Genomic DNA, 12824 nt, shown 5'->3' on the forward strand with positions numbered 1-12824 from the left:
TCGGCCACGCCGTCGCTGAGGAAGTGACGACCGGACCTCGCCTGGCTCGGTCTGCGCTACGGCGACTCGAGCTCGAGCTCGAGCCACGTCGCCAGGTCCGCGATCTCACGACCCACCGCCGCGGTCATCGGCTTCGTGAACGGCACGTCCTCGTGGATCGCGTTCACCCGGAGAACCCCGGCCTTGCGGTCGGCGGTGGCGTCGAGCTTCCCGACCAGCCGGTCGGCGTACAGGATCGGGAGGGCGTAGTAGCCCCAGATGCGGGTGGCCGCGGGCTTGTACATCTCGAGCGTGTAGTCGTACTCGAACAGCTCGTCCATCCGCTTGCGGTCGTAGACGAGCCGGTCCAGCGGCGACAGCAGGGCCGCGCGGCCCTGGAACGGCTGGCCGAGCTGGGTCGGGTCGACCCGCCACTCGCCCTTGACGCCCTCGACGACGGCCCGCTTGCCGGTCTCGCCGACGATGCCCTCCTCGTTGATCTCGGGGCCTCGCGCCCGCGCGATGCCGAGGGCGAGGAGCCGGCGCTCGTCGCGGATGCGCCGGGCCTCGTCGATGCTGGGCACCGGGTCGTCGGGGTAGATCCGCTCGGCGAGGTCCCACAGCCGCTCGCGGTCGTCGCGGCCGGCGGTCGCCACCTCGCCCCGCGCGACCATGGTCTTGAGCAGCTGCTGCACGTTCTTGTCGTTGTTCCAGCCGCTCGAGGCCCACGGCACCTGGCAGGTGTCGGGCAGCTCGCTCATCGGCAGCGGCCCGTCGCGCCGCAGCCGGTCGAGGATGTCGAGCCGGCAGGAGTCGTTCGCCTCGACCCAGTCGCGGAGGTCCTCCTGCCAGGGCCGCAACGGACCGACGCCCGGCCAGGCCGCCATCTCGGCGCGGTAGAGCGCGAGGTCCTCGGCGGGGCGGATCAGCCCGCGGTGGTCGATCAGCTCCTGCCGGTCGAGCGCGTCGCGCAGCTCGTCGGGGGAGTACGACGACCCGATCCGGCTCCACAGCACCAGGTCGGCACTCGGCGCCACGGCGCTGATCGGGTCGTGCTGCAACAGCGTGAGGCGTCGTACCACCTCGAGCATCTCCGCGGGCCGCGGTCTGGCGAGCAGCTGCGCGCGGACGGCGATGCGCCGCGCGTCGGTTCGGGAGAGCTGGTGGACCTCGGTCACGACCGCGATCGTAGGCGCACCCGGCGGTGGTCGAGGGCAGTACCGTCGTGCCATGCGATTCACGACGACGGTCGAGCTCGGCGGCAAGACGGCGACCGGCTTCGAGGTGCCCGCGGAGGTGGTCGACGCGCTCGGCCGGGGCAAGCAGACACCCGTCACCGTGACCCTGCCGGGACACACCTACCGCAGCACCGTGGCTGCGCGCGGCGGCCGGTTCCTGCTGCCGCTGAGCGCGGAGAACCGGGAGGCGGCCGGACTCTCCGCAGGAGACGAGGTCGAGGTCGAGCTCGCCCTCGACACCGAGCCGCGCACCCTCGACGTCCCGGACGACCTGGCTTCAGCCATCGCGGCCGATCCGGAGGCCGATGCGGCCTGGCAGGGCCTGTCGCTCAGCCGTCGCCGGCGCATCGTCCTCGCGGTGACCGGCGCGAAGGCCGCGGACACGCGAGCCAGGCGCATCGACACGTCGGTCGCCGACCTCCGCGCCGGGAAGGCCTAGGGGAACCTCAGGTCCACCATGTCGAAGTGGGGCGGCGCCGCTCGACGTACCACCAAACCCTCACACCAGGAGTCCTCATGTCCTTCCAGGCCTACCTCGACACCGTCGAGAAGAAGACCGGCAAGATCCCGCAGGAGATCGTCGACGAGGCGCACGCCCGCGGCTTCGGCGCCGAGACGAAGTCGGGCGAGATCGTGACGTGGCTCGCCGACGACTACGAGCTCGGCCGCGGCCACGCCATGGCACTCGTGCACGTGATCAAGAACGGGCCGCAGATCAGCGACAAGCACGTGGGTACGACGGGCGTCCATCGCGACGACAGCGACGTGCTCCGGCTCGACGGGCTCGTCAGGCGGGGCCAGCCGTCCACGCCGTAGGCTGCCGCGCGATGAGCGACCTCGAGCGCGCGGTGGCCTGGGCGACCGAGATGCGGGCGGTGCACCAGCGGCTGCGCGACGCGCTGGAAGTGGCCCGCGACGCCGTCGAGGACGGCGAGGGGATACTCGGGCGCGACCTCCTTCTCCACTGCTGGGGCTTCTGCGCGGCGCTCAGCGGCCACCACGCCGGCGAGGACTCCCACCTCTTCCCGGCCGTCCTCGCGGGTCACCCGGAGCTCGAGCCGGTGCTGATGAAGCTGCGGCAGGACCACTCCATGATCGAGCACCTGCTGGGTGCTTTCCGGGCCGCCGTCGACGCGCGCGCCGATCCCGCCGCGCTGCTGGGCCACGTCGAGGGGATCGAGGCGGTGATGGAGTCGCACTTCGGCTACGAGGAACGCCAACTGCTCGGAGTGCTCGAGACGACCTCGCTCGACGCCGAGCCGGGAGACGTCTTCGGGCCGTTGTGAGTGCCATGCCGAAGGAGCGGCCCTGCGGTCGCCGCGGGGCTCCCGAACGGACAGCACGTCGGGCTCGACGCTGGTTGCCACGAGGTGCCGCCCGAGCAACAGCGCCATAGTGGTGGCATGAGGATCGGCACCTGGAACCTGGAGAATCTCTTCCGTCCCGGCGAGAGCGACGCCAGCCCGACGCCCGAGGTGTACGACGCCAAGCTGGCCTCGCTCGCGCGGACGATCACGCTCCTGGCACCCGACGCCCTCGCCGTACAGGAGGTGGGATCGCCGGGTGCACTCGACGACCTGGTCGACCGTCTCGACGGGCCGTGGCACGTGGCGCTCGCCGGCCCCGACGATCGCGGCATCCGGGTAGGGGTCGTCGCCACGTCGGCACCCGAGTCGGTGGAGCAGGTGTCGGAGTTCCCCGCCCGGTTGGGGCCGGTCCGCGTCGCCGACGACGGTGCCACGATCACGGCCATGGGGCGGCCGGCGCTGCGGGCGCGCGTCGGCGGCGTCGACCTCGTCTCGGTGCACCTGAAGTCGAAGCTCCTGAGCTACCCGGACGGCCGCTTCGGCCCGCGCGACGAGGGCGAGCGGGCGCGCTACGCCGTGTTCGCCGTGCACCGCCGGGCCGCCGAGGCCGCGTGCGTCCGGGAGTGCGCCGACGGGTTGCTGGAGGGGGAAGGCGCCGAGCAGCTCGTCGTGGCCGGCGACCTCAACGACGAGCCGCAGGCGGCGACCACCCAGATCCTGCTCGGCCCGCCGGGGTCCGAGATCGGCACGGGTGGCTTCGACACCCCCGACTCCGGCGACCGCGCCCGGCTGTGGAACCTCGCTCCGCTGATCCCGGAGGAGGAGCGGTGGACCCGCGTCTACCGGGGCCGACGCGAGCTCATCGACCACCTCCTGGTCAGCCGGGCCGTCGTCGTGCGCGTGAGCGAGGTGACCACCGGCGGTCCGACGCCGCAGTCGGTCACCGACAACCCGCTGGCTCGCGTCGACGTGCCCGGCTCGGACCACCGGCCCGTGGTCGCGACCCTGGACCTCGACCGGGCCTGACACCTCTCCGCCGGCCTCCCGGCGGCCCGCCCGACGTCCACACCGTCACGCTGGCGACTCGCCACAGTCCCAAAAACTAGGTCTTGCGTCCTGACAACTAGGTCATTAGGGTGACGGAACGCCTTGAGGGCACGGCGCCGAGACCGAAGGTTCAGATCGGGCGTCAGATCGGGCGTCCAGATCGGGCTGACGTCGCTCAGTGCTCGTTGACACGGCATCCGGAGAGGACAGGTGGCGAATGGCAGGCACGGCCCCGGACGTGTTGTCAGGCGAGCAGCTCACCGTCATCCAGGTGCGCCTGGAGGCAGCGGGCGTCCACTCGCTCGTCCTGGGACGGCCCGATGGAAAGCCCCTTCCGTCGTGGGAGCCCGGGGCGCACATCCACCTGTCCCTGCCGAGCGGGGTGACCCGGCAGTACTCCCTGTGCGGCGACCCCGCGGACACGTCCACCTACACGGTGGCCGTGCTTCGGGAGGTCAACGGGCGCGGAGGCTCTGCCGAGATCCACGACACGGCTCTGGTCGGCCGCGCACTGAAGGTGCACGGCCCCCGCAACCAGTTCCCGCTGGAGGACGCGGAGCGCTTCCTCTTCATCGCGGGCGGCATCGGCATCACGCCCATCCTCGCGATGGTGCGGACCGCACTCGCGAGCGGACGAGAATGGACGCTGATCTACGGCGGCCGGACCCGGGCCAGCATGGCGTTCGTCGATGAGCTGCAGGGCTTGGCCGCCGGCCGCGTGCGGATTCTTCCCGAGGACCGGCTCGGGATCCTCCCGCTGCGTGAGGTCATCTCGGACGTCGAGCCCGGGACGGCGATCTACGCATGCGGTCCGGAGGGCATGTTGCGTGCCGTGAGCGATGTGTGTGAGGCGAAAGGTCTCGCATCGAGGCTGCACCTCGAGCGCTTCTCGGCTGGGCCGGAGCCAGTGACCGGTGGATCGGTCGCCTCGGCGGCGCGCATGCCGTTCGAGGTCGAGCTGCGACGCACTGGTGTGACTGTCCTCGTGCCACCCGAAAGGGGACTGCTCGAGGTCGTCAAGGACGTCGTCGCGGACGTCCAGTTCTCGTGCGAGGAGGGCTACTGCGGCTTCTGCGAGTCCCGGGTCCTCGAGGGCGTTCCGGAGCATCACGACCAGATCTTGAGTGAGGAGGAGAAGGAGAACGGCGACACGATGATCATCTGTGTGGGCAGGTCGAAGTCGAATCGCCTGGTTCTCGATCTATGACCGCTCCCGATGGGGCGCTGTGGCGAGATCGAGAGATGAAAGCTGTTTGAGCCATGTGAATCACGGATGTCGGTGTGGGCGTCCGCCAGTCGAGAGTATTGGACACTGATGTGACTAGACGTACAAAGAACTGCTGGGCCGGGGCCGCTGCTGTGGCGCTGCTTTCCACGACGGTCACCGCCTGCGGGGAAGACAGCTGGGCGGCCGGCGATGACCCGGCCGACTTCTTCGACGGACAGAAGATCGAGCTCGTGGTGCCCTTCTCGGCAGGGGGCGGGTACGACACCACCGCCCGCCTCCTCGAGCCCTACCTCGAGGACGCGTTGCCGGGGAAGCCCAACATCGTGGTCACCAACCTGCCTGGAGGCGGCGGCCTGGCCGGCATCCAGTACGCCGTCAAGCAGGATCCCGGCAAGGCGCTGGGGATGTTCGCGCTGGACAAGTGGTACACCCCCCAGCTCGTCGGCGAGACGGTCGAGGGGTTCGACTACAAGGACATCGACCTGATGGGGACGCCGAACAGTGCGACCGAGCACCTGGCGTGCGCCCGGAAGGACAAGTTCACGTCGTGGGAGGACATCAAGGACGGGGACACGCTGAAGTTCGGCGGACTCTCCGCCCCCGGTGGCACCGAGCGCCAGGTCCAGTTCCTCGAGATGGGCGGGTTCCCCGTCGAGGTGGTGCGCGGCTACGACGGCGTCGAGGAGATCGTCGCGTCGTTCGCTCGTGGCGAGACCGACGCGACCGTCCGGTGCGCGTCGTCCTTCGGCATCACCGAGTACCCGGAGGTGATCAAGGATCCAGGGCTCGTCCCGCTCTGGTACAGCGACGTCTCCCCGACCCAGGAGTACCTCACGGAGCTCGGCATGGATGCCGCTCCCGAGGACATCCCCGAGCTGACCGAGCTGCCCGGGCTCGACGTGAGCTCCGACCAGGTCGATGCCTACCGGGCGGCTGCCCGCTTCGACGACTACGCGCGCTCGATGTTCATCCACAAGGACCTGCCCGCCGAGATCGCGGAGGTCTGGCACCAGGCCTTCGAGGAGGCGGTGACCAACGAGGAGTTCCGCGCCAAGCTGGTCCAGGCCGGTGAGGTCGGCGAGTACAAGCCGACCGAGGACATCGAGGAGGCCGTGTCGATGGTCGAGGACCTCTCCCCTGAGGGTCGCGAGATCTTCAAGCAGTTCATCGAGCTGCCGGAGTAGCCGTCGCGCTTCTGCAGTCCAGATGCATTCAGATGGAAGTGTGGGATGCCGGGGAGCGCGAGCTCTCGCGGAGTCGCTCCTGACCTGCCACGACCCCCGGCATTCCACCTCCCATGACGAACAGCAACCAATGATCGAGAGGTAAACGTTGTGCTAGACGCACTCGTCCAGGCGCTCGGTGACATCTTCTCCTTCGGGCCCCTACTCGGGATGCTCATCGTGCTGCCGATCGCCCTGATCTCTGGACTGACTCCCGGAGGCGCGCTTCCGGTCTCAGCGGTGATCTTGAGCCTGGCGGGGGTGCTCGACCCGTACATCGCCGCGGTGGTCATCGTGTTCAACAACGCGGCCTCGGACATCACCAAGCCGATCACCTCGATCCTGATGGGGATCCCCGGGGACCGGAGCTCCCAGGCGACGGTGCTCGACGGGTATCCGATGGCCCGGCGGGGTGAGGCGGGCATCGCCATCGGGGCCAGCTACTCCGTCAGCCTGGTGGGCGGGCTCTTCGGTGCGCTCGTCCTGCTCGCGTCCCTGCCGCTCGCTCGCACGATCATCCCGGCCTTCGGCTCGCCCGAGTTCTTCCTGCTCTCGCTCCTCGGGATCGTCTCGGTCGCCGCACTGAGCACGGGTGCCATGTCGAAGGGCATGCTCGCGGCCGCGTTCGGCATCCTGCTCGCCACCGTCGGCCTGGCCCCGACGGGTGGCGCGGTGCGAGGGGACTTCGGCTCGAGCTACCTGTTCGACGGCTTCGAGCTGGTCCCGATCGTGATCGGGCTGTTCGCCCTTCCGGAGCTCATCGAGATGGCGGTCGCGAAGACCTCGATCTCCGGCCGGGACGCCCAGCGCTCGCTGGCCGAGAGCAAGGCCCAGGTCCGTGAGGGCATGCGCATCGGGCTGAGCCACAAGTGGCTGCTGCTGCGCTCCTCCTTCATCGGCACGGCCGTCGGCCTGATGCCGGGCGTCGGAGGCTCCGCGGCGCACTGGATCGCCTACTCCAGCGCTCGTGCCACGGTGAAGGACGGCAAGAAGACCTTCGGGAAGGGTGACGTCCGCGGCGTCATTGCCGCCGAGTCCTCGAACAACTCCAGCGACGGTGGCGTCCTGATCCCGACGCTCGTCTTCGGCCTGCCCGGCAGCGGTGGGACGGCCATCCTTCTCTCGGTGCTGATCGTCGGCGGATACACCCCGGGTCCGGACATGGTCGGCGTCAACCTGGACGTGACGATGGGCATGCTCCTGGCTCTCGTCCTCGGCAACATCGTCGTCGTCCCGATCATGCTCTACGCCGGTCCGTGGATCACGCGCCTGACCGATGTCCGGGCCGAGCTGCTCGCCGCGCCCCTGATCGCCATCGTGCTGCTCTCGGCGTTCACGACGACCTACGACATGGCGGACTTCTTCGTCGTGATCGCCTTCACCGTGCTCGGGCTGTTCATGAAGCGGTACGGGTGGCCGAGGCCACCGATCCTGCTGGCGATCGTTCTCACTCCGCTGCTGGAGAAGTACATGAACATCGCCTTCGCGACCTACGGATGGTCCATGCTGCAGCGACCGGCCTTCTTGGGGATCCTGACCGTGTTCGCGGTCGGCGCGGTCCTCAGCCGCCTCGTGAACCGCGTGAAGAGCCGCACCATCGAGGACACGGCGCTGGCCGGGGCGACGACGGTGCCGCTCACGACCGACCTGAGCCCGAGCGAGGTGGAGAAGAAGTGACCGACGGAACCCTCAGTGAGAGCGACGAGCGGCAGGGTGGTGGTGGCCGCCTCTCCTTGGAGCGGGTGGGAGAGGGGGCACTCCTCACCGTCGTGACCCTGTTCTTCGCCTACATGCTGAAGGACTCCATGGGCTGGCCGTCGGATGCCGCGCTGCTGCCCCGGATGGCCCTGGGAGTCGGCCTGCCGTTCCTCCTCTACCGGTGGTTCACGCTGCTCAGAGCACGCCCGGAGAGCACCCCCGCCGGCGAGGAGCCGAACGGTCAGGTGATGGACCTCGGCTTCCGGCTGAGCGACGACCACCGGGAGAACACCAGGCGCTTCATCCACGTCACAGGGCTGATCGTGATGCTGATCGTCGGCATCTGGCTCGTCGGCGTCGAGATCTCCGTGCCGCTCGGCGTCTTCGTCTACCTCTACTTCTTCGCCAACTTCTCCCTGATCAAGTCGGCGGTCGTCAGCCTTGGACTGCTCGCCATGGTCTTCGGGCTCTACGACGAGGTGATCAACGCTCCGTGGCCCGAGCCCGTCGTGTGGCGGCTCTTCGGCTGACCGCGTGGTCAGCCACCCGGCGGGAGGGTCGACTGTCGCGGTCCCGCGGCAGTTGCTACGACTGCGCCTGGCGCGCTCCCGAGCGCGCCGGCGCCACATCCAGAAGGAGGACGGCCGATGCCGTTCGCGTCATATGAGCACGAGGGCCGGTGCCACATCGGCCGCGTCGAGGGTGACGAGGTCGTGGCGCTCGTCGGTCCGAGCGAGCTGGGCCGCGAGACGACCACCGAGGTGCTGGCGTCATTGGTGGAGTCCGGCGTCAGGGTGCCCGTCACGGACGTCCGGCTCCGACCGGTCGTGCCGCAGCCGGACAAGGTGATCTGCGTCGGGCTCAACTACAAGGCCCATGTGGGGGAGACCGGTCGAGACATGCCGGAGTACCCGGTCCTCTTCACCAAGTTCGCCTCCGCGCTCATCGGCGCCTACGACCCGATCGTGGTGCCGGCGGCCTCGGCGCAGGTCGACTACGAGGCCGAGCTCGCCGTCGTCATCGGACGTGAGGGCCGCCGGATCGCTCCGGAGCGGGCCCATGAGCACGTGCTGGGCTACTCGGTGGCCAACGACGTGACCATGCGCGACTACCAGTACAAGACCCACCAGTGGTTGCAGGGCAAGGCGTGGGAGGGCTCGACGCCGCTGGGTCCGTACCTCTACACCCCGGACGAGGTCGACGTCGCGGCCGCCGGGCTGCGGACGATCCTGAACGGGACGAAGCTGCAGGACTCCGACACCTCGCTCCTGATCTTCGACATCCCCACGCTGATCTCGACCATCTCGGAGTTCACGACCCTTCTTCCGGGCGACGTGATCCTCACGGGCACGCCAGGCGGCGTCGGGTACCGACGTGACCCGCAGGTCTTCCTCAAGCCCGGCGACGAGGTGGTGGTCGAGATCGACGGGCTCGGCTCAGTCCGCAACACAGTGGTGCTGGAACGCGCATGACCCTTCCCAAGGCGTCGCTATTCCTATAATGTAGAACACGAATCCCGAGAGTCAGGACACGGTGCGGAGGAATCATGCTTAGTCACGCGATGAACGAACGACTCACGCAGGTGGGCCCGGGCACGCCCGGCGGCAACCTGCTGCGTCGGTACTGGCACCCGGTGGCCCTGGCCAGCCAGCTGACGCCCGAGAAGCCGAAGCTCCAGGTTCGCATCCTCGGCGAAGACCTCATCCTCGCGCTCCAGCCGAACGGTGAGTACGCGCTCTTCCAGGAGCACTGCGCACACCGCTCCTGCTCGCTGTTCTACGGGTTCCTCGAGGAGGACGGAGTCCGTTGTGCCTACCACGGATGGAAGTTCGCCTACTCGGGTGAGTGCGTGGACCAGCCGTTCGAGGCGCCCAACAACGACCGGCTCCGGAAGCGGTCGGGCATCAACGGCTACCGCGTCGAGCGACTCAGCGGCTTGATCTTCGCCTACCTGGGCCCGGACTCGGAGTCCGACCCGGTGCCGCTGCTGCCGCGCTGGGATGTGCTGGTCAAGCGCAACGGGTGGCGACAGCTCTGGCTTCGTGGACCGCTGGAGTGCAACTGGCTGCAGATCCAGGAGAACACCGCTGACACGATCCACACCTACTACCTGCACGCCAGGATGCTCCGCGAGCTCGGGTACCCGAACGGCGAGCCCGACCGGGTCGCGGCGGCGTACTACGAGCGCCCGGTCGAGAGCTACTCCTTCGAGCGGTGTGAGTGGGGCATCGAGAAGACCTGCGTCTACGGCGGCGAGAACGCCGGCATCGAGCGACGGCCGCCGCTGATCTTCCCCAACATCCTGCGCGTCGGCGACGGGGTCCGTGACGACCTCATGCACTGGCGGGTGCCGGTCGACGACGAGAACACGCTGTTGTTCGAGATGACCTTCTTCCCGACCGAGGGCATCGACGCAGAGCCCGAGGACGAGCTGCGCGAGTCGATCGTGCTCCCCAAGGACGCTGGGCGCACGCCCGATGGCGGCTACGACATGCTCACCTTCCCTGTCCAGGACCAGATGGCCTGGGAGACGCAGGGTCGGATCACGGATCGCACCAAGGAGAACCTGGGCGCCTCCGATCGCGGCATCGCCATGCTGCGGCGGATGCTCGCCGAGCAGATCGAGCTGGTGGAGCAGGGCGGCTCGCCGATGGCTCTCGTCTGGGACGAGGCCAAGAACCAGAGCATCAACTTCGACTATCTGCGGCCGGAGCATGCCGAGGGATTCGCCAAGAGCTGATGGAAGCCATCGACGGCAACGCCGGTCCCGTACCCGATCCGGTCTTCAGGATCATCCTGCACGTCTCGCCCTCGATCGACGCCGATGTGACGCACTGGACCGAGGCTCCGGAGTGCCCTGTCGCGAACGAGGACGGCAGCTCGCCGGACGAGGCGATCGACCGCACCCAGGCGATCATCAAGGAGTGGTGGACACGCAGGACCGGTGAGCCCGTCGACGGGCTCCAGTTCGTGCTGGTCCAAGGAAACTGACGTCGGGACCGTCCCCCGAGGGGGCGAGCACCGCCCGTGCCTCCGTACCCGGCGGTCTCCCACGACGTACCTACTACACAAGGTGGTTCAACGATGGCTGAGCTGATGGGACTGGGAATGTTCCACGGTCCCCACCCCGGTCTGACCGACGAGACCATGGCCAACGTCTACTTCCGTCGGATCCTCCAGGACCCGACGACGTCGGCGGAGCTGGTCGACCCGGCCAACTGGCCGGCGGAGCTGCGCGAGGAGTGGGGCGACGACGAGGGGCTCGCTGCGGCGCGGCGGCACCGCGAGGTCGCTCTCGGCGCCACCCGGCAGGCTCGTGCGGCCATCGACGAGTTCGAGCCCGACATCGTGGTCATCTTCGCCGACGACCAGTACGAGAACTTCAAGGAAGACGTTCTCCCGCCGTTCTGCATCTACGCGGCAGACGAGTTCGACCTCGCCGACGTCGCGAAGGGTGCGCCGAAGGTCGGCAAGGGCCTGGCTCCCGAGCCGCTGCCCCACCCCGCGCTGCAGGCGACCGTCCGGGGCAGCAAGGTCGTCGGGACCTACCTGGCCAACGAGCTCGTGCGCAACGACTTCGACGTCGCCTGCGCCTGGCGGCTCCATCACATGGACCACCTGGGGCATGCGTTCAGCCACTCGGTCGACTACCTGGACTGGGACCGCAAGGGGTTCCCGTACCCGATCATCCCCTTCCACGTCAGCTGCTACGGCGTGAATCTCAAGGTCCCCACGCCCGAGGCGACGATCTCGCCCGGGCGACTGATGGAGGGCGTCGAGGTCGCGCCTCCCGACTCGCCGACGCCGCGGCGCTGCTACGACATCGGCCGGCAGGTGGCCAAGATCCTGGCCGACAGCCCTTACCGCGCCCTCATCATCGGCTCCGCCAGCTGGTCGCACGCGTCGCTGACGCCGATGCACGGCTACCTGTGGGGAGACGTCGAGGCCGACCGGGCCCGCCTCGAGGAGCTGCGCTCGGGGAAGTTCGCCGCGTGGCGCGACATGTCTGCCGAGGAGATGCAGGTCAGCGGCCAGCACGAGATGCGCAACTGGGTCAGCCTGGCCGGTGCGATGGAGGGCCGCGACGTGGAGATCCTCGGCTACGCCGAGACCTACGTCTTCAACTCCTCCAAGTGCGTGGCGCTGTTCCGGTGAGGATCACGTTCTCCGTGATGCCCACCGGGCTCACCCAGCCGATCACCTCCGGCGCCGCCCCGGTCGAGGGCGTCGAGCTGGAGGTCTTCCGCCCCAAGACCACCGACGCGAACTCCCGCGCCATGCTGCAGATGGAGTACGACGTCGGGGAGATGTCGATCGCGGCGTTCACCAAGGCGAGGGAGCTCGGTCTGCCGCTGCGAGCCATCCCTGTCTTCACCTCGGGACGCCGTTTCGTGCAGTCGGGCATCTACCTGTCCAAGGCCAGCGGCCTCACCTCACCCGACCAGCTGTCCGGGCGCACCATCGGGCTGCCGCAGTACTGGATCTCGTCGTGCGTGTGGCAGCGGCACGTCCTCGAGACCATGCACGGCATCGCGCCTGAGAAGGCGAGCTGGGTCACGGTCGAGCCGGAGCGCTTCGAGGGTGGCCTGCCCGCCGCCGTCGAGCTCAGGACGGTCGGTGGCGGTGACCTGGCCGCGCTCATGAGGGCGGGCGAGATCGACGCCTGCCTGCTGCAGGGCGGCCGGCCACTGCCGGAGGAGCTCGCCGAGCTCACGGTGCCGGCCTACCCCGACCTCGTCTCCGCCGAGCGCGACTACTACCGGGCCGACGGCCTGCTCCCCCTGCTGCACGTGACGGTGATCAAGGAGGAGCTGGCCGAGGCTGAGCCGGCGCTGGTCCCGGCCCTGCTCGCGGCGTACTCCGAAGCCAAGGACATCGCCTCCTCCGACCCCGCCACCGAGTGGCCGCTGCCTCCGCTCGGGCACAGGCTGCCCGAGCTGCGCGAGCTGCTCGGCGGCGACCCGTGGCCGTACGGCGTGGCGGCCAACCGCCAGGCGATCGAGACCTTCCTGACCACGGCGGCGGACCAGGGGCTGGTCTCGCACCGATTCGAGGTCGACGAGCTGTTCGTCGACGACCTACCTGCCGCATTCGCGTGATTGGA

At 69.0% G+C, this 12824-nt stretch carries 14 protein-coding genes; 13 read left to right on the forward strand and 1 reads right to left on the reverse strand.

Translation table 11 applies throughout. The features are described from left to right. Nucleotides 1-56: 56 nt before the first annotated feature. On the reverse strand, nt 57-1157 hold the full coding sequence (locus tag ACP7BP_RS20435; protein ID WP_426247396.1) for a DNA glycosylase AlkZ-like family protein: 1101 nt from the start codon (nt 1155-1157) through the stop codon (nt 57-59). A 52-nt stretch (nt 1158-1209) separates the two neighbouring features. Here ACP7BP_RS20435 and ACP7BP_RS20440 point away from each other — a divergent pair, with 52 nt between their 5' ends. From ACP7BP_RS20440 to ACP7BP_RS20500, 13 genes are all read left to right on the forward strand, one after another. Next, the gene (locus ACP7BP_RS20440) at nt 1210-1656 is read left to right on the forward strand and encodes a DUF1905 domain-containing protein (protein ID WP_426247398.1); all 447 of its coding nucleotides are present in this window, start codon (nt 1210-1212) and stop codon (nt 1654-1656) included. Nucleotides 1657-1733: 77 nt separating this feature from the next. After that, nucleotides 1734-2033, forward strand: a complete 300-nt coding sequence (locus ACP7BP_RS20445; RefSeq protein ID WP_426247399.1) for a DUF4287 domain-containing protein — start codon at nt 1734-1736, stop codon at nt 2031-2033. 11 nt (nt 2034-2044) lie between these two features. Further along, nucleotides 2045-2503 (forward strand): hemerythrin domain-containing protein, encoded by a 459-nt coding sequence (locus tag ACP7BP_RS20450; RefSeq protein WP_426247401.1) that lies wholly within the window; start codon nt 2045-2047, stop codon nt 2501-2503. A 117-nt stretch (nt 2504-2620) separates the two neighbouring features. After that, a complete protein-coding gene (locus ACP7BP_RS20455) occupies nt 2621-3550 on the forward strand; it encodes an endonuclease/exonuclease/phosphatase family protein (protein ID WP_426247402.1) in 930 nt (309 codons plus the stop codon). Nucleotides 3551-3788: 238 nt separating this feature from the next. Next, nucleotides 3789-4778 carry a PDR/VanB family oxidoreductase gene (locus ACP7BP_RS20460; protein WP_426247403.1) on the forward strand — a complete coding sequence of 330 codons (990 nt, stop codon included), beginning with the start codon at nt 3789-3791 and terminating at the stop codon, nt 4776-4778. A gap of 110 nt (nt 4779-4888) precedes the next feature. Then, nucleotides 4889-5983 carry a Bug family tripartite tricarboxylate transporter substrate binding protein gene (locus tag ACP7BP_RS20465; protein WP_426247404.1) on the forward strand — a complete coding sequence of 365 codons (1095 nt, stop codon included), beginning with the start codon at nt 4889-4891 and terminating at the stop codon, nt 5981-5983. A 150-nt stretch (nt 5984-6133) separates the two neighbouring features. Further along, nucleotides 6134-7699 carry a tripartite tricarboxylate transporter permease gene (locus ACP7BP_RS20470; RefSeq protein WP_426247406.1) on the forward strand — a complete coding sequence of 522 codons (1566 nt, stop codon included), beginning with the start codon at nt 6134-6136 and terminating at the stop codon, nt 7697-7699. Next, nucleotides 7696-8250: a hypothetical protein gene (locus ACP7BP_RS20475; RefSeq protein WP_426247408.1), complete on the forward strand. Its 555-nt coding sequence runs from the start codon at nt 7696-7698 to the stop codon at nt 8248-8250. Before ACP7BP_RS20470 ends, ACP7BP_RS20475 begins: the two co-directional genes overlap by 4 nt. A gap of 117 nt (nt 8251-8367) precedes the next feature. Next, on the forward strand, nt 8368-9192 hold the full coding sequence (locus tag ACP7BP_RS20480) for a fumarylacetoacetate hydrolase family protein (RefSeq protein WP_426247410.1): 825 nt from the start codon (nt 8368-8370) through the stop codon (nt 9190-9192). A gap of 89 nt (nt 9193-9281) precedes the next feature. Next, nucleotides 9282-10460, forward strand: coding sequence for a Rieske 2Fe-2S domain-containing protein (locus ACP7BP_RS20485; RefSeq protein WP_426247412.1), 1179 nt, complete (start codon nt 9282-9284; stop codon nt 10458-10460). Beyond that, nucleotides 10460-10711, forward strand: coding sequence for a hypothetical protein (locus ACP7BP_RS20490; protein ID WP_426247413.1), 252 nt, complete (start codon nt 10460-10462; stop codon nt 10709-10711). The genes ACP7BP_RS20485 and ACP7BP_RS20490 overlap by 1 nt, the downstream gene beginning before the upstream one ends. A 93-nt stretch (nt 10712-10804) precedes the next feature. After that, nucleotides 10805-11875: a hypothetical protein gene (locus ACP7BP_RS20495; RefSeq protein WP_426247415.1), complete on the forward strand. Its 1071-nt coding sequence runs from the start codon at nt 10805-10807 to the stop codon at nt 11873-11875. Further along, entirely contained in the window at nt 11872-12819 is a 948-nt protein-coding gene (locus ACP7BP_RS20500) for an ABC transporter substrate-binding protein (RefSeq protein WP_426247417.1), read from the forward strand. Before ACP7BP_RS20495 ends, ACP7BP_RS20500 begins: the two co-directional genes overlap by 4 nt. Nucleotides 12820-12824 lie beyond the last annotated feature (5 nt).

Origin of the sequence: Nocardioides sp. LHG3406-4 (genome assembly GCF_049897745.1) — a bacterium.
Taxonomy (GTDB): domain Bacteria; phylum Actinomycetota; class Actinomycetes; order Propionibacteriales; family Nocardioidaceae; genus Nocardioides.